This window comes from Microbacterium sp. R1 (assembly GCF_015159725.1).
GTDB lineage: Bacteria > Actinomycetota > Actinomycetes > Actinomycetales > Microbacteriaceae > Microbacterium > Microbacterium oxydans.
The window spans coordinates 980,962-1,005,061 of sequence record NZ_JADDUD010000001.1 but is presented as its reverse complement, the minus strand read 5'-3'; the positions used below and the strand labels follow the sequence as shown (position 1 = coordinate 1,005,061).

Annotated in this window: 26 protein-coding genes; 14 read left to right on the top strand and 12 right to left on the bottom strand. The window is 68.4% G+C overall.

Going from position 1 to position 24,100, the window contains the following annotated elements; translation table 11 throughout:
- Nucleotides 1–10 precede the first annotated feature (10 nt).
- Both ILP86_RS05145 and ILP86_RS05140 read right to left on the bottom strand, forming a co-directional pair.
- On the bottom strand, nucleotides 11–766 hold the full coding sequence (locus ILP86_RS05145; protein ID WP_046746555.1) for a M23 family metallopeptidase: 756 nt from the start codon (nucleotides 764–766) through the stop codon (nucleotides 11–13).
- Nucleotides 767–1,127: 361 nt separating this feature from the next.
- A complete protein-coding gene (locus ILP86_RS05140) occupies nucleotides 1,128–1,829 on the bottom strand; it encodes a metal-dependent transcriptional regulator (protein ID WP_045263392.1) in 702 nt (233 codons plus the stop codon).
- A 101-nt stretch (nucleotides 1,830–1,930) separates the two neighbouring features.
- Here ILP86_RS05140 and serC point away from each other — a divergent pair, with 101 nt between their 5' ends.
- The gene (gene serC / locus ILP86_RS05135; protein ID WP_193761515.1) at nucleotides 1,931–3,043 is read left to right on the top strand and encodes a phosphoserine transaminase; all 1,113 of its coding nucleotides are present in this window, start codon (nucleotides 1,931–1,933) and stop codon (nucleotides 3,041–3,043) included.
- Nucleotides 3,044–3,053: 10 nt separating this feature from the next.
- Here serC and ILP86_RS05130 read toward each other — a convergent pair whose 3' ends face one another.
- Nucleotides 3,054–3,662, bottom strand: coding sequence for a DUF3027 domain-containing protein (locus tag ILP86_RS05130; protein WP_193761514.1), 609 nt, complete (start codon nucleotides 3,660–3,662; stop codon nucleotides 3,054–3,056).
- Nucleotides 3,646–4,026, bottom strand: coding sequence for a cold-shock protein (locus tag ILP86_RS05125; RefSeq protein ID WP_045263389.1), 381 nt, complete (start codon nucleotides 4,024–4,026; stop codon nucleotides 3,646–3,648). The genes ILP86_RS05130 and ILP86_RS05125 overlap by 17 nt, the downstream gene beginning before the upstream one ends.
- A 118-nt stretch (nucleotides 4,027–4,144) precedes the next feature.
- On the opposite strand from ILP86_RS05125, the gene ILP86_RS05120 reads away from it, so the two are divergent.
- From ILP86_RS05120 to ILP86_RS05110, 3 genes are read left to right on the top strand one after another with little or no spacing between them, the layout of a single operon-like run.
- Complete coding sequence (locus tag ILP86_RS05120) at nucleotides 4,145–4,420, top strand: hypothetical protein (RefSeq protein WP_046746551.1); 276 nt, start codon at nucleotides 4,145–4,147, stop codon at nucleotides 4,418–4,420.
- Between the two features lie 10 nt (nucleotides 4,421–4,430).
- A complete protein-coding gene (locus ILP86_RS05115; protein ID WP_193761513.1) occupies nucleotides 4,431–6,140 on the top strand; it encodes a helicase-associated domain-containing protein in 1,710 nt (569 codons plus the stop codon).
- A gap of 37 nt (nucleotides 6,141–6,177) precedes the next feature.
- The gene (locus ILP86_RS05110) at nucleotides 6,178–7,818 is read left to right on the top strand and encodes a DNA repair helicase XPB (RefSeq protein ID WP_046746549.1); all 1,641 of its coding nucleotides are present in this window, start codon (nucleotides 6,178–6,180) and stop codon (nucleotides 7,816–7,818) included.
- 10 nt (nucleotides 7,819–7,828) lie between these two features.
- On the opposite strand, the gene ILP86_RS05105 is transcribed toward ILP86_RS05110, so the two are convergent.
- The gene (locus ILP86_RS05105; protein WP_193761512.1) at nucleotides 7,829–8,893 is read right to left on the bottom strand and encodes a CPBP family intramembrane glutamic endopeptidase; all 1,065 of its coding nucleotides are present in this window, start codon (nucleotides 8,891–8,893) and stop codon (nucleotides 7,829–7,831) included.
- A gap of 163 nt (nucleotides 8,894–9,056) precedes the next feature.
- Here ILP86_RS05105 and ILP86_RS05100 point away from each other — a divergent pair, with 163 nt between their 5' ends.
- The 3 genes from ILP86_RS05100 to ILP86_RS05090 all read left to right on the top strand — a co-directional run bounded on the left by ILP86_RS05100 (nucleotide 9,057) and on the right by ILP86_RS05090 (nucleotide 11,915).
- A complete protein-coding gene (locus tag ILP86_RS05100) occupies nucleotides 9,057–9,749 on the top strand; it encodes a response regulator transcription factor (protein ID WP_017828926.1) in 693 nt (230 codons plus the stop codon).
- Nucleotides 9,750–9,810: 61 nt separating this feature from the next.
- Nucleotides 9,811–11,505, top strand: coding sequence for a cell wall metabolism sensor histidine kinase WalK (locus ILP86_RS05095; protein WP_193761511.1), 1,695 nt, complete (start codon nucleotides 9,811–9,813; stop codon nucleotides 11,503–11,505).
- A gap of 122 nt (nucleotides 11,506–11,627) precedes the next feature.
- Entirely contained in the window at nucleotides 11,628–11,915 is a 288-nt protein-coding gene (locus ILP86_RS05090; RefSeq protein ID WP_193761510.1) for a WXG100 family type VII secretion target, read from the top strand.
- Between the two features lie 63 nt (nucleotides 11,916–11,978).
- Here the strand turns inward: ILP86_RS05090 and groL are convergent, their stop codons facing one another.
- The 4 genes from groL to ILP86_RS05070 form a co-directional block, all read right to left on the bottom strand.
- Nucleotides 11,979–13,598: a chaperonin GroEL gene (groL, locus tag ILP86_RS05085; RefSeq protein WP_058631003.1), complete on the bottom strand. Its 1,620-nt coding sequence runs from the start codon at nucleotides 13,596–13,598 to the stop codon at nucleotides 11,979–11,981.
- A gap of 124 nt (nucleotides 13,599–13,722) precedes the next feature.
- Nucleotides 13,723–14,289 carry a LytR C-terminal domain-containing protein gene (locus tag ILP86_RS05080; RefSeq protein WP_307723494.1) on the bottom strand — a complete coding sequence of 189 codons (567 nt, stop codon included), beginning with the start codon at nucleotides 14,287–14,289 and terminating at the stop codon, nucleotides 13,723–13,725.
- An 81-nt stretch (nucleotides 14,290–14,370) separates the two neighbouring features.
- A complete protein-coding gene (locus ILP86_RS05075; protein ID WP_046746544.1) occupies nucleotides 14,371–14,628 on the bottom strand; it encodes a DUF3263 domain-containing protein in 258 nt (85 codons plus the stop codon).
- A 9-nt stretch (nucleotides 14,629–14,637) separates the two neighbouring features.
- Nucleotides 14,638–15,630: a DUF2332 domain-containing protein gene (locus ILP86_RS05070; protein ID WP_113681369.1), complete on the bottom strand. Its 993-nt coding sequence runs from the start codon at nucleotides 15,628–15,630 to the stop codon at nucleotides 14,638–14,640.
- A gap of 71 nt (nucleotides 15,631–15,701) precedes the next feature.
- Between ILP86_RS05070 and msrB the strand changes: the two genes are divergently transcribed.
- Both msrB and ILP86_RS05060 read left to right on the top strand, forming a co-directional pair.
- Complete coding sequence (msrB, locus tag ILP86_RS05065; RefSeq protein WP_017828933.1) at nucleotides 15,702–16,106, top strand: peptide-methionine (R)-S-oxide reductase MsrB; 405 nt, start codon at nucleotides 15,702–15,704, stop codon at nucleotides 16,104–16,106.
- Nucleotides 16,103–16,666 (top strand): nitroreductase family protein, encoded by a 564-nt coding sequence (locus ILP86_RS05060; RefSeq protein WP_113681370.1) that lies wholly within the window; start codon nucleotides 16,103–16,105, stop codon nucleotides 16,664–16,666. Before msrB ends, ILP86_RS05060 begins: the two co-directional genes overlap by 4 nt.
- A gap of 1 nt (nucleotide 16,667) precedes the next feature.
- Here the strand turns inward: ILP86_RS05060 and ILP86_RS05055 are convergent, their stop codons facing one another.
- On the bottom strand, nucleotides 16,668–17,579 hold the full coding sequence (locus tag ILP86_RS05055) for a DMT family transporter (RefSeq protein ID WP_113681371.1): 912 nt from the start codon (nucleotides 17,577–17,579) through the stop codon (nucleotides 16,668–16,670).
- A 48-nt stretch (nucleotides 17,580–17,627) separates the two neighbouring features.
- Here ILP86_RS05055 and ILP86_RS05050 point away from each other — a divergent pair, with 48 nt between their 5' ends.
- From ILP86_RS05050 to ILP86_RS05030, 5 genes are all read left to right on the top strand, one after another.
- Nucleotides 17,628–18,308, top strand: coding sequence for an SOS response-associated peptidase family protein (locus ILP86_RS05050; RefSeq protein ID WP_227750912.1), 681 nt, complete (start codon nucleotides 17,628–17,630; stop codon nucleotides 18,306–18,308).
- A 96-nt stretch (nucleotides 18,309–18,404) separates the two neighbouring features.
- Nucleotides 18,405–19,316, top strand: a complete 912-nt coding sequence (locus tag ILP86_RS05045) for an ABC transporter ATP-binding protein (protein ID WP_046746540.1) — start codon at nucleotides 18,405–18,407, stop codon at nucleotides 19,314–19,316.
- Nucleotides 19,313–20,128 carry a transporter gene (locus ILP86_RS05040; RefSeq protein WP_046746539.1) on the top strand — a complete coding sequence of 272 codons (816 nt, stop codon included), beginning with the start codon at nucleotides 19,313–19,315 and terminating at the stop codon, nucleotides 20,126–20,128. Before ILP86_RS05045 ends, ILP86_RS05040 begins: the two co-directional genes overlap by 4 nt.
- A gap of 9 nt (nucleotides 20,129–20,137) precedes the next feature.
- On the top strand, nucleotides 20,138–21,412 hold the full coding sequence (locus ILP86_RS05035) for a histidine kinase (RefSeq protein ID WP_193761509.1): 1,275 nt from the start codon (nucleotides 20,138–20,140) through the stop codon (nucleotides 21,410–21,412).
- Nucleotides 21,409–22,128 (top strand): response regulator transcription factor, encoded by a 720-nt coding sequence (locus ILP86_RS05030; RefSeq protein ID WP_061018031.1) that lies wholly within the window; start codon nucleotides 21,409–21,411, stop codon nucleotides 22,126–22,128. Before ILP86_RS05035 ends, ILP86_RS05030 begins: the two co-directional genes overlap by 4 nt.
- On the opposite strand, the gene ILP86_RS05025 is transcribed toward ILP86_RS05030, so the two are convergent.
- Entirely contained in the window at nucleotides 22,091–23,044 is a 954-nt protein-coding gene (locus tag ILP86_RS05025; RefSeq protein ID WP_061018039.1) for an aldo/keto reductase, read from the bottom strand. The genes ILP86_RS05030 and ILP86_RS05025 overlap by 38 nt on opposite strands.
- A 66-nt stretch (nucleotides 23,045–23,110) precedes the next feature.
- Entirely contained in the window at nucleotides 23,111–23,959 is an 849-nt protein-coding gene (gene ppk2, locus ILP86_RS05020; protein ID WP_374706393.1) for a polyphosphate kinase 2, read from the bottom strand.
- Nucleotides 23,960–24,100 lie beyond the last annotated feature (141 nt).

Here is a 24,100-nt window from a genome sequence, read left to right as displayed (position 1 = left end):
TGTCTGGAAATCAGCCGGCGTTGACCGACAGCCACGACATCGGCTCGACGAGCCCGCCGTTGATCCAGACCTCGAAGTGGAGGTGGTTCGCGGTGGAGCGACCGGTGCTGCCGACGTAGCCGATCAGCTGTCCTGCCGACACCGACTGCCCGACCTGAACCTGACGCGAGCCGTAGAGCATGTGACCATAGGTGGTCTGCAGACGCTGTCCACCGACCACGCTGTCGAGCATGACCGCCACACCGTAGCCGCCGATACTCTCGGCCGATGCGCGGACCACTCCGGCAGCAGCGGCGTAGATCGGCGTGCCGGCCGGAGCGAGCATGTCTGCACCGTTGTGGCCACCGCCGACCGTGCGGCTGACGTTCCAGGATCCCATGGGGAGCGGATAGCGCACCTCGCCCGAGCCGGGCGACGTGAGCGCGTAGCCCGCGGTGTTGAAGCGCGAGGAGGAGGTGCCGGCCGCGGAGGCGGTCGCGGCAGCAGCGGCTGCACGGGCGGCAGCAGCCTCTTCTGCCTTCTTCTTCTCGATCTCCTCGGGCGTGGTCGCGCTGAACGTGCCGCGCGCGAGCGGAGCAGCAGTCGCCTGCGAGGCGACGACGAGCGACTGCGCATCGACGGCGGCGAGCTGCTGGAGAGTCGTGGGCGCTGCTTCGCTCGGCTTCGACGAGGCGAACGCGGGCAGAGCGATGCCGGCGACCAGCGCACCGACCGCCCCGAAGATGGCGATGGATCGAAGAGGCTTGACGGCCTTTCGAGCACTCATTCGCGCGCCGGTGCGGCGGGCGGGTACTGCTTCTTCAGATGTCTTCTTCGCGGGCGATTCGATGTCTGCGGCCAAAACTTGGTCCTCCTGGGCCCTCACGCTGTTCGGGTCAGCGCTGGCTCGTCGGCACTCTGCTCTCGTGGCACGAATGTAGCTCGGGTACTTTGTGCGTTCTTGCCGTGAAGACGACGAGCCTGGAAGGCGATCTTCAGCGGGTTCATCTCCAGCGGGCTTCTTCGCTGGCGACCTGACCGAGGTTACCGGAAGATAACGATCATGTCACCCTGGGAAACTGGCAATTCTCGGAGAGGGCGACGCCGCTCTCCTTCCACGCCGATCGCACCCGCGAATTCTCGCGGGATCAGGCCGGTTCGCCGACCAGGAAGATGTGCGAGGCCAGCTCGACGGGAAGCTCGAGTCCATCGTCCTTGCCGTCCATCTGGATGAGGACGTAGCCCTCGCTGAAGCGGAAGTCACCGTGCGCTCCGGGAACGACTCCGGCATCGCGCAGCTGCTCGAGCAGCTCAGGGTCGACCTGAGCCGGCTCGGCGAGACGACGCACCGTGCCTTCGACGGGCTCGCCGGCGGCGTTCAGGCGCTGGACGAGTCCGATGACGCCTTCGTCGAAGGTGCGCGCCGGCAGATCGCCGAGCTGATCGAGTCCGGGGATGGGGTTGCCGTACGGCGACTCCGTCGGATGTCCGAGCAGCTCGACGAGGCGACGCTCGACCTGCTCGCTCATGACGTGTTCCCAGCGGCACGCCTCTTCGTGCACGAAGGCCCAGTCGAGTCCGATCACGTCGGAGAGCAGGCGCTCGGCGAGACGGTGCTTGCGCATCACGTCGACCGCCTTGCGCCGACCGGCGTCGGTGAGCTCGAGTGTGCGGTCTTCCGAGACGATCACGAGACCGTCTCGCTCCATGCGCCCGACCGTCTGCGAGACCGTCGGGCCGGAGTGGCCGAGACGCTCGGAGATGCGCGCGCGCAGCGGAACGATGTTCTCCTCCTCGAGTTCGAGGATGGTGCGGAGATACATCTCCGTGGTGTCGATCAGATCGGTCATGTGCGGGCCCTCCGAGGTTCTTAGGCAAGCCTACATTCCCGCGGCGACATCGGACTCGCGAGCAGTCCTGCGGCACGCCGAGCGCCCCCTAGAATCGACGCATGGCGATCGAGATTCCCCGTGACCTCCTGCCCGTCGACGGCCGCTTCGGCTGCGGTCCCTCCAAGGTGCGCCCTGCGCAGCTCGAGGCGCTGCTCTCGTCGGGAGCCTCGATCCTGGGCACATCCCACCGTCAGGCACCCGTGAAGAACCTCGTGGGCAGCGTCCGCGAGCAGCTCGCGGCTCTGTTCCGCCTGCCGGAGGGATACGAGATCGTCCTGGGCAACGGCGGCTCGACCGCTTTCTGGGACGCGGCGGCCTTCGGACTGATCGAGAAGCGCAGCCAGAACCTCGTCTTCGGCGAGTTCGGCGGGAAGTTCGCCGCCGCCGCCGGCGCTCCCTGGCTCGAAGCCCCCGATGTGCGCAAGGCCGAGCCCGGTTCGCTGACCGTTGCAGAGACCGTGGAGGGTGTCGACGTCTACGCCTGGCCGCACAACGAGACCTCGACCGGCGTCGCGGCCCCGATCCGACGCATCGCCGCTGAAGGCGCGCTGACCGTCATCGACGCGACGAGCGCCGCCGGCGGTATCGACTTCGACGCCGCTCAGGCCGACGTCTACTACTTCGCGCCGCAGAAGAACCTGGGCTCCGACGGCGGTCTGTGGTTCGCCGCCGTCTCGCCCGCTGCCGTGGAGCGCATCGAGCGCATCGCCGCCTCGGGTCGTTACATCCCCGAGTTCCTCAGCCTGAAGAACGCGGTCGACAACTCGCGGCTGAACCAGACGCTGAACACCCCGGCGCTCACCACCCTGCACCTGCTCGACAGCCAGCTTCGCTGGATCCTCGACAACGGTGGCCTCACATGGGCGGCGGCGCGCACGTCCGAGTCGTCCGCCGTCCTCTACGACTGGGCCGAAGCCTCGTCCATCGCCACGCCGTTCGTGGCGGACGCGGCGCACCGCTCCCCCGTGGTCGCGACGATCGACTTCGACGACAGCATCGACGCGGCAGCGATCGCTAAGGCACTACGGGCGAACGGCATCGTCGACACGGAGCCGTACCGCAAGCTCGGGCGCAACCAGCTGCGGGTGGCGACCTTCGTCTCGATCGAACCGGACGACGTGCGTCAGCTGACCCGGTCGATCGAATACGTGCTGGAGAACCTGGGCGGCTGAGCGCCCGGGGTCACTCCTCCTCGTCGACCTCGCCGGCGTCCTCATCGAGGGCGTCGGCGTCGTCGTCCTCGGACTCATCCTCTTCCGACGCGACGGACTCGTCGTCGACAGCGCCCTCGTCGAGTTCGTCGATGTCCACACCGTCCACGTCGCCGGCGTGGAGGATGTCCACCTCGACGTCGTCATCATCGTCGTCGTCGAGGTCGTCGTCGTCGAGCCCGCCGTCTTCGTCGTCCTCGAGTCCGCCGTCGTCCGTCACCACGTCGTCGCCGGCAGCCGCGGCCGCTTCAGCGAGCTCGACCTGGTGCGCGCGGTACTCGGCCAGGCGCTCGGCCCACGGAACCCACTCCGGAGCCAGCAGGGCGCCATCGCCGGGAAGGAGCTCGACCTCGAGCACCGTCGGCTCCTCATCCTCGACGCGGGCGACGGTCACCGTCCAGTACCACCCCGGGTAGCCGGCCAGCCGGTTCTCGAAGCGCAACGAGACCGACCCGTCCTCCTCCGCGAGGTATCCGGCGGCGGGGCCGACGGTGGACGCCGGGGTGATCTCGGCCAGCGCGGCGAGCGCGAGATCGTGGGCGTCCAAGAGACGCGCGTCGGCGTCAGGCTTCGAGGTCATCAGCGACCTTACGCAGGACGGCCGCGATCTTGCGGCCCTGACCGGAGGAGGGGTAGCGACCGCGGCGGAGGTCTCCGCCGATGCCGTCGAGGAGCTTCACGAGGTCCTCGACGATGATCGCCATGTCGTCGGCCGGCTTGCGCTTGGCCTTGGAGAGGCTCGGAGGCGCCTCGAGCACGCGCACCGACAGTGCCTGCAGCCCGCGCTTGCCGTCGGCCACGCCGAACTCCACGCGCGCACCGGCCTTCACCGCGGTGCCGGCCGGCATCGCGGAGGCGTGCAGGAAGACATCCTGGCCGTCATCGCTGGCGATGAAGCCGAAACCCTTGTCTTCGTCGTAGAACCTGACCTTGCCGGTGGGCATGGGAGAACCTCGCTGGGATCGTCGTGCAGAACAGTGGGCGCGCTCATGCGCGTGCCCCCAGCCTACCGGTCACGACGCGCGCGAAGCCGAAGGCCGCGGTGCGAGTAGGCTGGAGCGGATGAGCACGAAGAATTCCGAACCGGAGGTTCCCATCCGGCGGCTGGATCGCATCCTGGCGTTCACCGCGCTCGGAATCGCGGCAGCATCGGTGGTCTGTTTCTTCGCGATCATCATCGGGACCGCGCTCGGGATGGATCAGACCGCGTTCGGCGAGGGCCTCTGGCCGATCGTCGCGGCGATCCCCTACTGGGGCCTGCCCGTCGCTTTCCTCATGATCATCGCGCTCCTCACGATGAGCTTCATCCGGAAGGGCCGCGCGTCTTCGCGTTCATGAGGCATCGGCCATGAGCACTCACGCGCGACCGCTGGCGGATTGGCTGGCTGCGGCGAGCGACGATGAGCTCTGCAGACTCCTCGCCGCGCGTGGGGTGCGCTCTGACGCCCCGTGGCAGGACTTCTTCGATGCCGCGGAAGCGCTCCTGGACCCCGCTTCGATCTCCCGCGTCCTCCCGTCGCTGACCGCGATCGAGGCGACCGCGCTCCTCACGGCGGCTTCCGGAGGGGACGCCGGGCCCGAACGAGAGGCGCTGACAGCACTCGCGCTGCTGCGGCCCGATGGGTCGCCGTATCCGCCGGTCACGGCCGCCCTCGCAGGCCGCTCAGCCCCTCCGACGACCCCGGTCCCCACCGTCGCTCCTGCATCTGCATCCGCGGCAGCCCATGCCGCCGAGCGCGCCTTCACGACGGTCGCTGTGCTCGCCGACGTGCTGCTGATCGCGCGGGAGAGTCCCTTCGCCCTCCTGACCGGCGGCGGTGTGAGCGCCGGCGAGAAGCGCCAGCTCGCCGAGGCCGGAGTGCCCGCGGAGATCGTCGACGCTCTCGCGGCGATCGCCCTCCAGGCGGGCCTCGCCGTGTCGACCGACCGGCGGCTGCGGTCGAGCCTCTCCGCCGAGAGCTGGCTGCGCTCGTCCGCGGCGGATCGTTGGACCGTCCTCGCGACGGCGTTCCGCGACGCTCTCCCCCGCGGCGTCCGTTCCCAGACCGGTGGCTGGATCCCCCCTCAGCTGTGGCCTCTCGCCCATCCGTGGGACCCCGCGTGGCCCGATCGTTCTCGGGGTATGCAGGAGGGGGCAGCGCTTCTCGGACTGATCGCGGAGGATGGGACCGAACCGGAGTGGGCGGTGAGCCTGCGAAGCGGAGGTCCCGCGGATGCCGGCGCACTCGTGGCCCTGCTGCCCGCCGAGGTCGATCGCATCTTCCTGCAGAACGATCTGACGGCGATCGCACCCGGCCCGCTGGAGCCCGCGCTCGACGTGCGCTTGCGCACCATCGCCGTCCGCGAGTCCGCCGCGCAGGCATCGTCCTACCGCTTCACCGCCGAATCCGTGGCGCACGCCTTCGTCGTCGGCGAGACGGAGCAGTCGATCCTCGATTTCCTCTCCTCCGTCTCGCTCACGGGCATCCCGCAGCCCCTCAGCTACCTCCTCACCCAGACCGCCCAGCGACACGGCCTGGTCCGCGTCTCGACCGACGACGAGACAGGCCGCACGCGCATCGAGAGCGCCGACAGCCATCTCCTCCAGGCGATGACCGTCGATCAGACGCTGCGCCCACTCGGTCTCACTGCGCACGTCGACTCGTTGACGACCCGCGTCGGTCGCGACACCGTGTACTGGGCGCTCACCGATGCGCGATACCCGGCGACACTCGTCGGCTCCGACGGCGCTCTCCTGGTCAGAGAACGACACCCAGCGCCGCCGGCTCCGGCGTCGACCGACGACTCCTCCGGACTGGCTCCTCTGATCGCGCGCCTGCGCTCACACCAGGGGCCTGACGCCGATGCGGCATGGCTCGATCGCGAACTCGAAGCTGCGGTGCGGGCGAAGTCCGTCCTCAAGGTCACCGTCGGGATGCCGGACGGGTCGACCAGGGACCTGCTCCTGGAGGCGACGGGCCTCGGTGGAGGCAGACTCCGTGGACGAGACCGCGCAGCGGACGTCGAACGCACGCTGCCGGTTTCGAGCATCCTCACAGCGACGATCGTCGCCCCATGAGGCCCTGCGCATCGGGCGACCGCTAAACTGGTCAGCTATGTCTGATGGCCCCTTGATCGTCCAGAGCGATCGCACCGTGCTGCTCGAAGTCGCCCACGCCGATGCCGAGAGCGCCCGCCACGAACTGGCGATCTTCGCCGAGCTGGAACGCGCTCCCGAGCACATCCACACCTACCGCATCACGCGGCTCGGTCTGTGGAACGCCCGCGCCGCAGGGCACACCGCAGAGGACATGCTCGAGACGCTCGATCGCTGGTCCCGCTTCCCGGTCCCGCCGTCCGTCGCGGTCGACCTGCGGGAGACGGTGAACCGCTACGGCCGGCTGGTGATCGAGCGCGACGACGAGGGCACCCTGATCCTGCGCTCCTCCGATCCCGCCGTGCTGGCACAGGTCGCGAACAACAAGCGCATCCAGCCCCTTCTCATCGGGCACCCGACCCCCGAGACCTTCGTCATCGACGCATGGGCACGCGGCCAGATCAAGCAGGAGCTTCTGAAGATCGGCTGGCCGGCGGAAGACCTGGCGGGCTACACCCCGGGAACTCCCCACGAGATCGACCTCGCCGAGGACGGCTGGCACATCCGCCCCTACCAGCAGGATGCCGTCGACGCGTTCTCGAAGGACGGCTCGGGCGTGGTCGTGCTCCCCTGCGGCGCCGGCAAGACGATCGTCGGTGCCGGAGCGATGGCAGCGACCAAGACGACGACCCTCATCCTCGTGACGAACACCGTCTCGGCACGGCAGTGGCGCGACGAGCTGCTCAAGCGCACCAGCCTCACCCCCGAGGAGATCGGCGAGTACTCCGGGCAGGCCAAGGAGGTCAAGCCCGTCACGATCGCCACCTATCAGATCCTCACGGCGAAGCGGAAGGGCGAGTACGCGCACCTCGCACTGCTCGACGCCCTCGACTGGGGCCTCATCGTGTACGACGAGGTCCACCTCCTTCCCGCCCCCGTGTTCAAGCTCACCGCCGACCTGCAGGCGCGTCGTCGCATCGGCCTCACCGCCACCCTGGTGCGTGAAGACGGTCGCGAAGGCGATGTGTTCAGCCTGATCGGGCCGAAGCGCTTCGACGCCCCCTGGAAGCAGATCGAGGCGCAAGGCTTCATCTCGCCCGCCGCCTGCTACGAGGTGCGGGTCGATCTGCCGCCGAGCGACCGTCTGGAGTACGCCGCCGCGACCGACGACGAGCGCTATCGCCTGGCGGCCTCCGCGCCGGCGAAGGTCGCAGCCGTGCGCGAGCTCATCGCCAAGCACGAGGGCGAGCGCATCCTCGTGATCGGGCAGTACCTCGACCAGCTCGAATCGTTGTCCGAGGCGTTGAACGCCCCGCAGATCACGGGTGCGACCCCGGTCGATGAGCGCGAAGAGCTGTACCGCGCGTTCCGGGAGGGTGACATCTCGCTACTCGTGGTCTCCAAAGTCGCGAACTTCTCGATCGACCTGCCAGAGGCATCGGTCGCCATCCAGGTGTCCGGATCGTTCGGATCGCGTCAGGAGGAGGCCCAGCGTCTGGGCCGTCTGCTGCGTCCGAAGCAGTCGGGGCACACCGCGAGTTTCTACACCCTCGTGGCCCGCGACACGATCGACCAGGACTACGCCCAGAACCGTCAGCGCTTCCTCGCCGAGCAGGGGTACAGCTACACGATCATGGACTCCGACGCGATCGCCGCCTGACGCTCCCCTGTCACCCGCGTGCGACGCGTCCGTGGAGCACCGCACCCAGCTGGTGGGTCCCCGACGGCTGATGGGTCCCTGACGGCTGATGGGTCTCTGACGCGCGCACCGGAGTCGCGCGCCACGCTGTCCGCGCGATCCCGAGTCGCGCAGCCCATCGGTCGGCGAGCACGGCGTAGATCACCATCGCGAGTGCCGAGGCGAACAGATCGACAGCCGTTCCCGAGGTCGCGTTGGCATCGACGAGCGTGACGGAGCCGAGCAGGAAGATGAGCACGTTGTTCACGATGTGCAGCGAGATCGCCGCCTCGAGGCCCCCCGTTCGCCAGGTCAGCCATGCGGCGACGATCGCGAACATCCCGACGCTGGCCGCACCCCACACGTCGTACCCATGACCGAGGACGAAGATCGGCACGGGCAGGAGGATGGCGAAGGCAGGATGGCGTAGCCAGCCACCGACCAACTGCATCAGGTACCCGCGGAAGACATACTCTTCGGCGGCAGCCTGCAACGGGATCAGCAGCAGGACCAGCAGCACCATCGTCCACAGCCGGGGGTGGGAGAAATCGGCGGTCACCGCGTCGCCGCTCAGCGCCGACCAGCCCAACACGACGGCGAAATAGACGAGGAACACCGCCAGGGCCAGCAGCAGGCTCTTCCCGAGCCATGCCATGCGAAGGCGCCCGGTCACGGAGGACAGCAGTCCCACCCCGCGCCCTTCGATGAGGCGTGACGCCAGCAGCAGCGCCGGGATCATCAGGATCAGGGGAAGAACCAGCGCGACGAGCAGCCAGGGCCGATCGAGATCGAAGAACTGCGTGGTGCTGAGGAGCACCTCTGATTCGACGCGCCACCCGGGGATGAACATCGACATGATCGCGAGAGGCACGATCACGATCAGCAGGATCACGACATAGAGAGCGATGCCGACGAGCCCCGTGAGCAGCATGCGCCACCAGCGATACCGTGGCCGCAGGTGCGCCAGCCGATGGTATGCGAGTTCCTCCCCGTCGGGGCGATCGGCCCGTGCGGCGGGAGTTTCCGGGGCGGCGACGTCGTCCTCGCGAGAGCTCATACCTCGATCCTCCCGGGTCCGGCTATGCGACGCATCCGACCGCGGGACGATCCCGTTCCCCGATGCCGATACACGGCTCACGAAGGCTGGCGCGAACGCGCGAGTCGACGCCGTTCCGCACAATAGTCAGCATCCACATGGCCGGAGTCACCATAATGGGGACATGACTGCTCCGCGCATCCTGGTCGTCGACGACGAACCCAACATCCGTGACCTGCTCTCCACGGGTCTCAGCTTCGCCGGATTCCAGGTGAAGACGGTCGCCAACGGCGCCGCGACGATCTCGGCCGTCCTCGAAGAGGAGCCGGACCTGATCATCCTGGACGTCATGCTGCCCGACATGAACGGCTTCAGCGTGACGAAGCGTCTCCGTGGCGCCGGGTTCACCGCGCCGATCCTGTTCCTGACCGCCAAGGACGGCACCGACGACAAGATCGAGGGTCTCAACGCGGGCGGGGACGACTATGTCACGAAGCCCTTCAGCCTCGACGAGATCGTGGCCAGGGCACAGGCTATCCTCCGCCGCACGATGCAGGCCGACGAGGAGTCGATCATCCGCGCCGGCGAGCTGTCCATGGACCAGGACACGCACGACGTCCACGTCGGCAAGGAACCGATCGAGTTGAGCCCGACCGAGTTCAAGCTGCTCCGCTACCTGATGCTCAACCCGAACCGCGTGCTGTCGAAGGCGCAGATCCTCGACCACGTGTGGGAGTACGACTTCAACGGCGACGCCGGCATCGTGGAGAGCTACATCTCGTACCTGCGCCGCAAGATCGATCCGCACACCGAGGAGTCGCTCATCCAGACCAAGCGCGGCTTCGGATACATGCTGAAGGTCGGCAAGACGGTCTGACGACCACCGCACCATCACCGCCACCGTCCCACGGTGGTGTCGCCGCACCGAGGAGGACCGCATGGCGCACAAGCCCGATGCGGTCACCAGCTGGTGGCGGCGCATCAGTCTTCGCGCGAAGGTCACCGGCGTCACCGTCGCGGTGCTCGCGCTCGGACTGCTCATCGCCGGCATCGGCACCGTGCCGATCCTGCGCAACGCCCTGGTCGCGAACATCGACGCGCAGCTGCCCGCTCTGGTGTCGAGCGATCTGGTCGAGCGCTACTTCGACTCGGTGACGGTCGACGGCGTCACCACGTACAGCCCGCGCGACGAGCAGCCGCGCGACTTCTCCTTCGCGATCTACGATGCGACGGGCGAACTGCGTGCGACCGCTCGCGGCACCTCGGGCCAGGCTCCCCTCTTCCCGTCCGAGTACTCGCTCGCCAAGGCGACGGCCAACACGGATCAGATCCCGCTCGAGATGACCGGAGCCGACGGGGAGCTGTTCCACGCCGCGGTCGCCGTCGTCCCTTCGGAGGGCGGGGTCCTGCGCATCCAGCTGGTGGCCCTCCCCCTCGCGCCCGCCGATCGCATCATCAGTCAGTACTTCGGCATCTACATCACGATCGCCCTGATCACCATCCTGATCGCCGCGCTCCTCACCCGCGGGCTCGTCACGCTCACGTTCCGCCGTCTGGGTCAGGTCGAGGCCACGGCCATGTCGATCGCCGCCGGCGACTTCCGTCAGCGGCTGACCGACCTCGAACCGACGACGGAGGTCGGTCGCCTCAACACCGCCATCAACACGATGCTCGACCGTGTCGACGCCTCACTCGCGCAACGGGACCGTACCGTACAGCACATGCGGCGATTCATCGGGGATGCGAGCCACGAGCTGCGCACCCCGCTGGTGAGCGTGCGGGGCTACGCGGAGCTCTACCGGATGGGTGCCATCAAGGGCGAGGAGGACACCGCTCGGGCCATGGAGCGCATCGAGAAGGAGGCCATCAGGATGGGCGTCCTGGTGGAGGACCTGCTTGCGCTCGCGCGGCTGGACGAGGAGCGCGAGCCCGAGATCGTGCCGCTCGATCTCCGCCCGATCGCGCGGGATGCAGCGCTCGACCTCCGTGCCGCTGCCCCCGGTAGGACCGTCACGGTGATCGACCGGACGGCCGACAGCAAGACCGTGATCCCCCTGCATGAGATCCCGCCCCTTCAACCTCTCGAGCAGCCGACCCCCCGCGGGCTTTCCCGCGCCACGCTCTCCCGCCTTCGCCGCCGGTCCCGTCAGCAGGAGAAGGCTCCGGTGATCGACTTCACCGAGGTTCCGGACCTCCCTGTGCGCACTCCCCCGATCGTGCTCGGCGAAGAGAACAAGGTGCGCCAGGTGGTGACGAACCTGCTGGGCAACGCGCGTCGGTTCTCCCCTGAGGACGGCCCCATCGAGATCGTCGTCGACTCCGACCGTGCCGCGGGCACAGCGAGCATCGCGATCGTCGACCACGGCGAAGGCATCCCGCCGCAGATCCGGGAGCAGATCTTCGAGCGCTTCTGGCGGGCCGACACCTCACGAGCGCGGGAGACCGGCGGCTCCGGCCTCGGACTCGCGATCGTCGCTTCCATCCTGAAGGCGCTTCACGGCGGTGTCGACGTGTCGGAGACCCCGGGCGGCGGCGCGACGTTCACCGTGACGCTTCCGCTCGCGCCGGCACGAGCAACGCCTGCGCACCTCCTGGAAGACACGCAGCCACTCGATCGCGTCGACCTCCCCTGACGTCACTGCACGGAGGGTCGCGTTCCCCGAGTTGCGCACAGGACGCGGTGCCCGGCCCCCTGGTGCGTCTTCATCCGGCCGAGCCCCGCCTAGCCTCGGAACCCCTACGAGAAGGAGTTCCCATGTCTGTCTTCACCGTCGACACCGAAGCCGTCCACGCCGCTCACGGTGCGACACGCGCCACCATCGAGCGCCTCCAGAGCGAGTCTGCGACCCTGATGTCTCAGCTCCGGCAGCTGCAGTCGACCTGGTCGGGCACCGCGTCCAACGCCTTTCAGAACTGCGCTGAGCAGTGGCGGGGCGCGCAGATCCACGTGGAACAGGTCCTCGAATCGATCGGCACCTCGCTCGGCTCCGTCGCCACCCAGTACGCGGACGCCGATCAGTACTCCGCCAGCCTCTTCCGCTGACACGCGCCGTGAACGCAGAACGCCCCCGGCCGAAGCCGGGGGCGTTCTGTCATGAGTGCAGGATCAGAAGTCCATGCCACCCGACGGGTCGCCCATCGGAGCAGGAGTCTTCTCCGGCTTGTCAGCGACGACGGCCTCGGTGGTGAGGAACAGAGCCGCGATCGACGCTGCGTTCTGCAGCGCGGAGCGGGTCACCTTGGCCGGGTCGATGATGCCGGCGGCGAACATGTCGACATACTCGCCCGTGGCTGCGTTGAGGCCCTGGCCCGCGGGGAGCTCGGACACCTTGTTCGCGACGACGCCCGGCTCGAGCCCGGCGTTCATGGCGATCTGCTTCAGCGGAGCCTCGATCGCGACGCGGACGATGTTCGCGCCCGTCGCCTCGTCGCCCGAGAGCGAGAGAGCGTCGAGGGCCTTGGTGCCCGACTGGATGAGCGCGACGCCACCACCGGGGACGATGCCCTCCTCGACGGCTGCCTTCGCGTTGCGGACGGCGTCCTCGATGCGGTGCTTGCGCTCCTTGAGCTCGACCTCGGTCGCGGCACCGGCCTTGATGACCGCCACGCCACCGGCGAGCTTCGCCAGGCGCTCCTGGAGCTTCTCACGGTCGTAGTCGCTGTCGGTGTTCTCGATCTCGCGACGGATCTGCGTGACGCGACCCTCGATCTGGTCGGCCTCGCCCGCACCCTCGACGATCGTGGTCTCGTCCTTGGTGACGATGACCTTGCGCGCACGACCCAGCAGGTCGAGCGTGGCGTTCTCGAGCTTGAGGCCCACCTCTTCGGTGATGACCTGGCCACCCGTGAGGATCGCGATGTCCTGCAGCTGCGCCTTGCGGCGGTCGCCGAAGCCCGGAGCCTTGACGGCGACCGACTTGAAGATGCCCTTGAGCTTGTTCAGCACGAGCGTCGCGAGAGCCTCGCCCTCGACGTCCTCGGCGATGATGACGAGCTCCTTGCCGTCCTGGATCACCTTGTCGACGATCGGCAGCAGGTCCTTGATGTTGGAGACCTTCTGGTTCGCGATGAGGATGTACGGGTCCTCGAAGACCGCTTCCTGGCGCTCCGGGTCCGTGACGAAGTAGGGGTTCAGGTAGCCCTTGTCGAAGCGCATGCCCTCGGTGAGCTCGAGCTCGGTACCGAACGTCTGCGACTCCTCGACGGTGACGACGCCCTCCTTGCCGACCTTGTCGATCGCCTCGGCGATCAGTTCGCCGATGGCGGGGTCAGCGGCGGAGATCGAAGCCGTGGCGGCGATCTGCTCCTTCGAGTCGATCTCCTTGGCGCTGGCGAGCAGCTCCTCGGTGATCGCAGCGACGGCCTTCTCGATGCCGCGCTTGAGCGAGATGGGGTCGGCGCCGGCTGCGACGTTGCGCAGACCCTCGCGGACCAGCGCCTGAGCGAGGACCGTGGCGGTCGTGGTGCCGTCACCCGCGACGTCGTCGGTCTTCTTGGCGACCTCCTTGACGAGCTCCGCACCGATCTTCTCGTACGGGTCGTCCAGCTCGATCTCCTTGGCGATGGAGACGCCGTCGTTGGTGATGGTGGGGGCGCCCCACTTCTTCTCGAGAACGACGTTGCGGCCGCGCGGGCCGAGGGTGACCTTGACCGCGTCGGCGAGGATGTTCAGGCCGCGCTCGAGGCCGCGGCGGGCCTCCTCATCGAAAGCAATGATCTTTGCCATGAGTTTTTTCGTCCCTCCTGGACGTAGACGTTGGGTTTAGCACTCAGAGTGAGAGAGTGCTAACGCCATTCTGGCACTCGACACCTTCGAGTGCAAGCCGCCGGAGGTACGGCACCGGCCGAGGTCAGGGGGTGGGCGTCTCGCCGGCTGAGCTCGATCGATCGAGGCCGATGACCACTGTGAACTGCTTGTTGCCCTCCTCGGTCTGACCCGAGTAGTAGTCGCTCTGCTGCACGGCCGCTCCACCGAGCACGTTCGCCAGTCCGATCGCCGCGAGTTCGTCCTCGTCGTTGACGTAGAACACGGTCGTGGTGGCGAAGTCCTGGCTGGAGCTGTCACCGGCGAAGACGTTCTCCGACGCCCACCCGTTGTTGATGAGCAGGTCGCGCATCTGGGTGTCGAGCCCTTCCTCCGGCGTGCCGTTGAGGATCATCACGGAGATGGAGGTGTCCACCACGCCCGTCTCCACCGGGGTGGGAACGGCGCTGGGAGCGGCCTCGGGGAAGAGCGAGATGCGTCCCATGACCACGAGCGATCCGAAGATGCCGGCGATGATGAGCACCAGAGCGGCGACGAAGGACCACAGCAGCACGACCCAGCCGTTCATCCCCGGAGCTTCGGCGCGATGCGCTCCCACCCGTCCGGTGGAACGGGGAACGTCATCGAAGCGATCGCGGGAGGGCTTGGACACTCCTCGATGCTAGCGGCACCTTCCTGGCAATCCGTTCTCCGGCGCGGCACTGCTCGTTCCGAGAGCCTTCCTCGAGTCGCTTCAGCCGACGAAGCCCGGTATCCGAGCCGACCTCTGCCTGGCGCGTGAATCCCTGATCCGGCGCAATCTCCGCACCAGCATGGGGTCGTATTCCAGGGCGGCCTCCGACTCGATCAGGCGTCCGAGGAGCTGGTAGTAGCGGGCGGCGCTCATCCCGAGCTGAGCTCGGATGACCTCTTCCTTGGCCGATCCATGGCGTGGCCAAGCGACCTCCAGGGCGAGGATCGTGCGGTCGCGCTCCGTGAGATCTCCGAGCATGAGTCCAGGTTAGGACGCATCAGACAGCGAAGCCGTTCGCCACTCCCACCAGCCCCCGAGCGGATCTGCGGCCGCGCGCACCCGTCCGTCGAGCGCCACCACGAATCCCGGCCAGTCGTCGCCTTCGACCGGCGGCTCCCAGACATCGAGGGCACCGGGCGGATCGATCGTGACCCACCGGGCGTCCAGAGCGGAGATGCGCGCGACCAGCGCCTCCCTCCGGGCCCTCGGGATATGGACCAGCACACCCGGCGTGGTGACGACCAGGGTCGCCCCGCTCGGCGCCGCCGCGGCGAGCGCATCGATCTCCTCGAGGGCATCGCCGGCGACGATCAGCGGCGGATCCGATGCCGCGATTTCGAGCGCGGCATCGATGCGCTCCTCCCGCCCCTCCTCTCCCGGCCACACGAGCCCACGCAGCCAGCGCCGATCCCGTTCATCCGCCGCATCGAGGGGCGCGAGGTCGACGCCCGCCCGCCAGACCACGTCCGGCATCCGCAGCGGAGGCAGCGCGCCCGAGACCCGGCTCTCCAGCACGACGGTCGAGGGTCCGTCAAGAGGATCGAGGGCGCTCCTGACCGATCCATCCGCCGCGATGAAGCGATACGAATAGCGGTCCGGGTACAGGCACAACCCCGCCGACGCTCCGACCTCGAGCAGCGCGATCGGTCCGGCTATCTCCGACAGCACGGGCAGTAGCGCCGCGAGGCGGAGGGGCTCATTGGTCTGGAGGCTGCGGTTCGCGCACTCGGCGACCACCGCGTCGGCGTTGCGGAGCACGAAGTCCCTCCACTGCGGGTACCCGACGAGTCCGGAGCCGAGCATGCGCGTCACGGCGAACACGAGGGGCGGCTGCCGACGATTCTCCGGGATCCGCTGGAGGATGCCCTTGAGCTCGTCGTCGTCCGCCACACCGGCGGCCCATTCGGCGTAGAGGGCGCTGCGTCCGGGCGCCTCGTCGCGGGCGAATCGTGCGTAGCGGTCCTGCACGGCATCGGTCATCGTCCCATTCTGACGCTGAGCACCCGAGACCTCGTCTCCCGGGAGAGAATGGAAGCGACTCAGGAGGACACATGTCGTACAGCGTGGACAAGACCGAAGACGAATGGCGCGAGGAGCTCGGTGAGGAGCAGTACGCGGTGCTGCGTCAGGCCGCGACCGAACGGGCCTGGACGGGCGAGCTGCTCGACGAGGAGCGCGCCGGCCTCTACACCTGTGGTGCCTGCAACGCCGAGCTCTTCAAGAGCGGAACGAAGTTCGACTCCGGGTGCGGTTGGCCGAGCTTCTACGAGTCGATCCGTCCTGACGCGGTCGAGCTCATCGAGGACGACAGCCTCGGGATGGTGCGCACGGAGGTGCGCTGCGCCAACTGCGGGTCGCACCTCGGTCACGTCTTCCCCGACGGATTCGGGACGCCGACCGGCGACCGCTACTGCATGAACTCCATCGCGCTGAACTTCACGCCCGACGCGTCGTGAGCGCTCTCGACGCCGTCCGCGCACGGCAGTCCTGGTCGAAGGTCGAAGACACCGCGCCCACCCGCGACGAACTGCTCACGCTGGTCGCGGCCGCCGGTCGCGTGGCCGATCATTCGTCGCTGCGCCCTTGGCGGTTGATCGAGCTGCGAGGCGCGGATCGGGAGGTGCTCGGCGCGGCGATCGCGAAGGCACAGGGCGACTCCTCTCCCTCGTCGAAGCCGCTGCGCGCCCCGCTGCTCATCGCCGTCGTCGCGAGCTACCAGAAGAGCGAGAAGGTACCCCGGTGGGAGCAGGAGGCCGTCGCCTCCGGGGTCGCCCACACATTGAGCCTTCTCCTCGACGAGGCAGGGTGGGGCGTCATCTGGCGCACGGGCCACTACACGCGAGCCAAGGCCGTCGCCAAGGCCCACGGGCTCGGGAAGAACGAGGAGCTCCTGGGTTGGCTCTACGTCGGCGGCAAGCCCGAACACAAGAAACCGGGACGACGCAAGACGGTCGACGCCCGCAAGCTCGTCACGCGCATGCCGAAGCCGTCAACCAAGAAGGCGAAGAAGAAGTAGTTCAGCGGCGGCGAGGCCACGGCACCGCGACCACGACAGACGCGACGGCGACCACGACCATCGCGAGCACCTGCCAGAGCGCCGGCCCTGCTGCGGGCGGCCACACCAGGTCGATCACCACCGACGTGGTCAGCTGGCCGAGCACCGACCCCAGGCCCATCAGCAGCACCCCCGTCTGCGCCACGATGAACGTGCCGAGGAGGATGTAGGCGGCGCCGAGGAAGCCTCCGAGGTACAGCCACGGCTCGGCGGGGAGGGCGGCGGGTGCCCCACGGAACGCGATGCTCACGCCGGACGCCAGCGCGAGGACCACGGTTCCGGCGACGAAGCTCATCAGGGTCGCGGCCAGAGGTGAGCGCGCGCGCTGGGCCAGACGTCCGTTGGTCGCTGCCTGCCACGCGATGCCGACCCCGGCCGCGAACGGCAGGAGCAGCATCCACAGCGGCGCTGACGCCAGCACGTCCCCGGACAGCGAGATGCCGACCGCGGCGAGCGCGAGCGCACCTCCCAGGACACGTCCCGGCGTGACCGCGACGACGCCGGCCGGTCCGAATCCGATGCGATCGAGCACCAGACCGTGCACGGTCTGTCCCGCCACCACGCCGACCGTGAACAGCGAGACGCCGAGGACTCCGGCCGTGAGCCCCTGGGTGGAGACGGTGAGTGCACCGCAGGCGCCTCCGAGGAGCATCCAGAAGGGGATCGTGCGCTGTCGGACGCCGCTCCAGAGACGCGCCACTCCCCGTCGAGCCGAGGGGAGGCAGGCGATCACGATCGCGAGTGCCAGCAGGCCGACGGAGAAGGAGAGGAAGCCGGCGACGATGCCGTCGTCCACGCGCACCCCGAGCACGCCGTTGATCCGCGCCTGGATCGCCGTCATGACCCCGATCGCGACCGCCCCTCCGAGTGCCACCGGGGCGGGGATTCGACGAGGCTCTGGCACCCGTCGACCCTACCCGAGATGCTGCCCGCTCCCTCCCACCCGGATGTCGGCGCCCCGCGCTACGCTGACGGCATGTGCGCGAGCTACGGTCTCGATCCCCGATTCACCGATGCAGAGCTCCTCGCCGCGGCAGACGACGCGGTGCTCGAGGGCCTGCGCGTCTGGGCGCAGGAGAACGCGGGTGAGACCGTCCGTCCTACCGGCAAGAACCTGCGCAACCTCAATCCGCTGATCGTGCAGCCCGACACAGCGCCGACGCTGGAACCCGCATGGTGGGGTTTCCTCGTGAACGGCGAGCCGGCGAAGTTCCCGTCGATCAACACCCGCTCCGAGCGCCTACAGGAGCGCCCGGGCGGCGCGAAGTCGCGAGGGATCGTCCCGGCAACGAGCTGGTACGAGATGCAGAAGCCGTCCCGGCAGTGGAACGAGTTCATCGTCGACGACGGCACCCTGTTCGGCATGGCCGCCGTGACGCAACGCGGCCGCACCGCAGACGACCAGTGGTACACGTGCTACTCGATCGTCATGCGCCCCGCGCCTGCGCACCTCGTCGATCTCCACGATCGGATGCCGCTGCTCATCCCGGCGTCGCTGAGCCACGACTGGCTGACGGCTCCGGTTTCGCGGGAGATCATCGACGAGGCGATCATCGCGTCCGACGAGATGGCCGCGCGGGTTCAGGCTCGTCCGCGCCGCTGACACACCGATACATCCGCCGTCGGTCGGACGCCTCGGCACCGGATGTGTACCTGAGGGGGACGCGCACTCCCGACCTCGCTCCGTAACGTTGTCCTCATGATCACAGCAGAAGGCCTCACCAAGAGGTTCGGAGACAAGACCGCCGTCGACGACGTGTCGTTCACCGTCCAACCGGGCAGCGTCACCGGCTTCCTGGGCCCGAACGGTGCGGGGAAGTCGACCACCATGCGGATGATCGTCGGCCTCGACCGTCCCACGTCGGGGCGCGCCGCCGTCGCAGGCCGCGAGTACCGCAAGCTCCGCGCCCCGCTGACGGAGGTGGGAGTGCTTCTGGACGCGAAGGCGGTGCACACCGGCCGCACAGCCCGCAACCACCTCCGCGCGATGGCAGCGACCCACGGCATCCCCTCCTCGCGCGTCGACGAGGTCATCGACCTCGCCGGCATCGGGTCCGTGGCCCGCAAGCGTGCGGGAGGGTTCTCGCTCGGCATGGGCCAGCGGCTGGGCATCGCCTCGGCTCTGCTCGGCGATCCGCACACGCTGATCCTCGACGAGCCGGTCAACGGCCTCGACCCCGAAGGTGTTCGCTGGGTGCGTCAGTTCGTCCGTCATGCCGCAGGGGAAGGGCGCACCGTGCTCCTCTCGAGCCACTTGATGAGCGAGATGGCACAGACCGCGGATCACGTCATCGTGATGGGACGTGGGCGCGTGCTCGCCGATGCACCGCTCGCAGATCTCGTCCGGTCATGGACGAGGAACACGGTGCGGGTGCGCACCCCGCGACCGGCCGACCTGGCTGCGGCCGTCGGCGGACCCGACGTGGAGATCGCGAGCTCCGCTCCCGACCTCCTCGACATCGTGGGCCTGCCCGCTGCGCGGATCGGCGACCTCGCCGCCGACCGCGGCATTCCGCTGCACGAGCTCACCCCGACCACCGGTTCGCTGGAAGACGCCTACCTCGCTCTCACCGGCGACTCCGTCGAGTACCGCACCAAGGAGATCTCATGACCACGACACAAGCCCCCGCACCCACGCGGCCGCGCGTCGACACCGGTCGGAAGCTGACGTTCGGGCGTGCACTGCGCGGCGAGTGGATCAAGCTCGCCACACTGCGCTCGACCTGGTGGTCCATCGGGATCGCTGCAGCCCTGACCGTCGCGATCGCCGTGCTCATCGCCCAAGCCCTCGACATGCCGGACTTCGAACCGATCCAGGCCGTCATCATGCCGATCCAGTTCACTATGCTGCTCGCCGGCATCATCGGTGCGATCTCCGTGACCGGTGAGTACTCGACGGGCATGATCCGCTCGACGCTCACGGCGAACCCGGTCCGCGGTTCGGTGCTGGCGGCGAAGTCGACGGTACTGGCCGCATTCATGTTCATCTCGTCGCTGGTGATCTTCGCCGTCGCGGCGCTCGCGGTCACGCTCATCGTCGCGCCGCGCGATCAGGGCATCGAGTGGTCGGACCCGTCCGCATCGCTGCTGCCGATCGTCGTCGCCTCGCTCGCGATGGCCGTCTTCGCGCTGATCGGGGTCTCGTTCGGCTTCATCCTGCGCTCGGGCGCCGGAGCGATCGCAGCGACTGTCGGTGTGCTGTTCGTCCTGCCGATCGTCGCGAGCTTCTTCTCCTTCGCCGGCGACGCCTGGGCATGGGTCACCGAAGCGTCGGCGTACCTCCCGGTGGCAGCCGCACAGTCCGCGATCATGCCCGGTGAGACGGCTGCTCTCGACGCCCCCGTCGCGTTCCTGACGCTGGGCTGCTGGGTCGCCGGTGGCGCCCTGGTCGCGTGGGGCGTGCTGCGCACGCGCGACGCGTAAAGTCGGCCTGTGAGCAGAACGCGAAGCCGCAGCGACTCGATCCGCGAGGACGAGGAGCTGCGGCTTCCGCGTGCCCCGGGTCTCTTCCGGCGGTTCTGGGCTCGTCACCCGCTCTTCGCCGACATCCTGATCGCGCTGATCTGCCTGTTCCTGACGCTCACTCCGGCCGCGCCCTATCCGCGCAGCACGCTGCCCGAGGCCACGTACGCCACTGTCAACATCGCCACCCTGGTCATGGTCGCGATCGGATGCAGCACCCTGCTCTGGCGCCGTCGAGCGCCGCTGGGTCCCTTCATCGCCGCCGTGATCCTGGGAACCGTCGGGCTCTTCACCGGCATGTCGGGCGGCATCGTGCTCCTGCTCGTGGCCTGCTACGGCATCGCGGTCTACAGCTCGGCCCGCCTGGCGTGGATCTGCTACGGGATCGGCGCTGCCTGGTTCCTCGTGCTCACCACGGTGCTCATGCTGAGCGGGGCCACCGTGCTCCAGGTCGGGATCGACACCGCCCTCGGCTACGCGGCGCTCGGCCTCATCGGCACCCTGGTCGGTGTGAACGTGGGTGGCCGCAAACGCTATCTCCTCGCCATCATCGACCGTTCGCGCCAGCTGCTGATCGAGCGCGACCAGCAGGCGCAGCTCGCGGCCGCATCGGAGAGAGCACGCATCGCACGCGAGATGCACGACATCGTCTCCCACTCGCTCACCGTCATCGTCGCGCTGTCCGAGGGAGCGGCGGCCACCCCCGACCGCGAACAGGCTCAGAAGGCCGCGGCGCACGTCGCGGACACCGCCAGAGGCGCACTCACCGAGATGCGCGCGATGCTCGGGGTGCTGCGCGACGACGAGTCGCCGCTGCCCTTGGCCCCTATGCAGCCCGTGCCCGCACGAGACACCGTGGAAGCCGCTCAGCGCGCAGGCTACCCGGCGACGCTCACCGTGGTCGGGCAGACGGAGGTCTCCCCCGCTGTCGCGCACGCGATCGGCAGGATCGTCCAGGAGGGCGTGACCAACGCCATGCGTCACGCCCCGACGGCCGAGAGCATCAGTGTGCGCCTGGAGTACACGAGCGACGCCGTGACGATCGAGATCGTGAACGACGGCGTCTCCGGCGCGATCGGGTCGGACGGGTTCGGCATCCGCGGCCTGTCGGAGCGCGCCGCCCACGTGCACGGCACGGTGCAGTCGGCGCCGGCAGGTGGAGGACGATGGGTCCTGCGGGCGGTCCTGCCCGCATCGGGGGGCGCGTCCGTCGCACGGGCCCAGACGAGAGAGGAAGAGGGATGACGCAGAGGATCAGGGTGCTGCTGGTGGATGACCAGCAGCTCATCCGAGTCGGGTTCCGGATGGTCCTCGAATCGGAGGACGACATCGTCGTGGTCGGCGAGGCAGGAGACGGCAGGGCGGCCATCACACAGAGCGCCGTGCTCGCGCCCGACCTGGTGCTGATGGACATCCGGATGCCGGAACTCGACGGGATCGCCGCCACGGAGGCGATCATCCGGGACCGTCCGCAGACCAAGGTGCTCGTGCTGACGACGTTCGATCTGGACGAGTACGCGTTCGGGGCGATCCGGGCGGGGGCGAGCGGATTCCTGCTGAAGGACGCGCAGCGACACGAGATGATCTCCGCCGTACGCGCCGTGCATCGTGGCGATGCCGCGTTGTCTCCTCGCATCACGAGAACGCTGCTGGAACATGTGACGCCGCAGCTCGGCGCCGCCGCGGCTCCTGCACCCGCCGAGAGCGCCGCTCTCGAGTCGCTCACCGAGCGCGAGCGCGACGTGTTCGTCGCGATGGGCCGCGGCCTCACCAACGCAGAGATCGCTCAGACGCTCTACGTCGGCGAGTCCACGGTGAAGACGCACGTCGGTCGGGTCCTCGCGAAGCTCGGTGCCCGAGACAGGATCCACGCGGTGATCCTGGCGCACCGGCTCGGTCTCGTCGGCGACGAGAGCCCGCCGATCACGCGTTCGTCGGCGTCCACTCCGAGACCCGATTGAGCCGCTGCACCTCTTCGCTCGACAGTTCGAGGCGCGCCCCGGCGAGAAGATCGGGAACCTGCTCCACGCTGCGCGCACTCGCGATCGGGGCGACCACCGTCGGCTGCGCGCGAAGCCAGGCGAGGGAGGTCGCGGCGATGGAGGCATCGTGCGCATCCCCGATCTCCTCGAGGGCGTCGATGATCCGCAGTCCCGCCTCGGTCGCGTACTTCGCCGCTCCCTGCGCGCGCGGCGAATCCTGGCCCACGGTCTCCGTCGACCGGTACTTGCCCGTGAGGAAGCCACTCGCCAAGGAGTAGTAGGGCACGAGTCCGAGTTCGAACTCCTCGGCGACCGGGATGATCGAGTCCTCGACCTCGTTGCGGTGCACGAGGTTGTAATGCGGCTGCACGGCGACGGGGAGCGCCACACCCGTGCGCCGTGCGATCTCGATCCACTCACGGATGCGATCGGCGGAGTAGTTCGACACCGCCACGTGACGCACGAGACCGTCGTCGACGAGCTGTCCGAAGGCTGCGACGGTCTCCTCCAGGGGAACCGACGTGTCATCGAAGTGGGCGTAGTACAGGTCGATCTCATCGACGCCCAGACGCCGCAGCGATGCCTCGGCGGCCCGACGGACGTTCGAGGCGGCCAGACCGCGGAAGTCCGGATGCTGACTCACCTTCGTGGCGACGACCACCCCTGCGGGCTTCCGAGACGCGAGCCACTCGCCGACGATCGTCTCGCTCTCGCCGCCCTCGTTTCCCGGAACCCAGGCGCTGTACGAATCGGCGGTGTCGATGAAGTCGCCGCCGCCGTCCACGAAGGCATCCAGGACGGCGAACGAGGTGTCGCGGTCGGCTGTCCAACCGAACACGTTGCCGCCGAGCGAGAGGGGGAGGACGTCGAGGTCACTTGTTCCGATGCGAGTCATGACGATCACAACAGTCGATCCCATCGCCCGCATTCCCGGATGACGCCGTGTTGCGTCGGGTGCCGGTCACGGCGTCGGCGTCTCGTCGTCACCGTAGTGCTGCGACGGACGGGTGACGAGCAGCGGGTCCGGCGCGTGAGCGATGAGAGGATCCTTGCCGGGATAGTCGAAGCGGGTGAGGACAGACCGCATCGCTTCCAGTCGCGCTCGTCTCTTGTCGTCCGACCTGATGACGAGCCACGGAAGTGCCGCGGTGTCGGTCTGGCGGAACATCGCCTCTTCCGCTGCCGTGTAGTCATCCCATCGATCGATGCTCGCGACGTCGGTCGGGCTCAGCTTCCACTGCCTGACAGTGTCTTCAGCCCGCCGGGCGAAGCGTCGACGCTGCTCGTGCTCACTGACCGAGAACCACAGCTTGATGAGCCGTATGCCCGAGCCGACGAGCATGCGCTCGAACTGCGGTGCCGTCTGGAGGAACTCCTCGTACTCGGCAGACGAGCAGTACCCCATGACCCGTTCGACCCCCGCGCGGTTGTACCAGGAACGATCCATCAGGACGATCTCGCCACCCGACGGCAGGTGCGCGACGTAGCGCTGGAAGTACCACTGCGTGCGCTCGATGTCGCTGGGTCTGTCGAGGGCGACCACACGCGCACCGCGAGGATTCAGATGCTCCATGAATCGCTTGATCGCGCCTCCTTTCCCCGCGGCGTCGCGGCCTTCGAAGAGGACGAGCGCACGTTCGGATGAGCGCTTGATGTGCGCCTGCAGTTTCAGGAGCTCGATCTGCAGCAGCCGCTTGTCGCGCTCGTACGCGGCGCGCGCAAGCTTCTCCGTGACATCGTGCCGCCCTTCCGGCGTCGTCGCTTCCGGCATGAGCACTCCAGGGATCCCGCCTTCAGGAGGCAAGCGCAGGTGGCCGCGGCGGGGAGTCGGCCACCTGCGCCGTCTTCGACCTGGCGCATCCGAAGGACCGCCAGGAAACTCAACAGTCAGTAACATATCACCGTCTAGTGCGATACTCCGGAATGGTCTCGCCTCCGCGTGCCGCTGAGG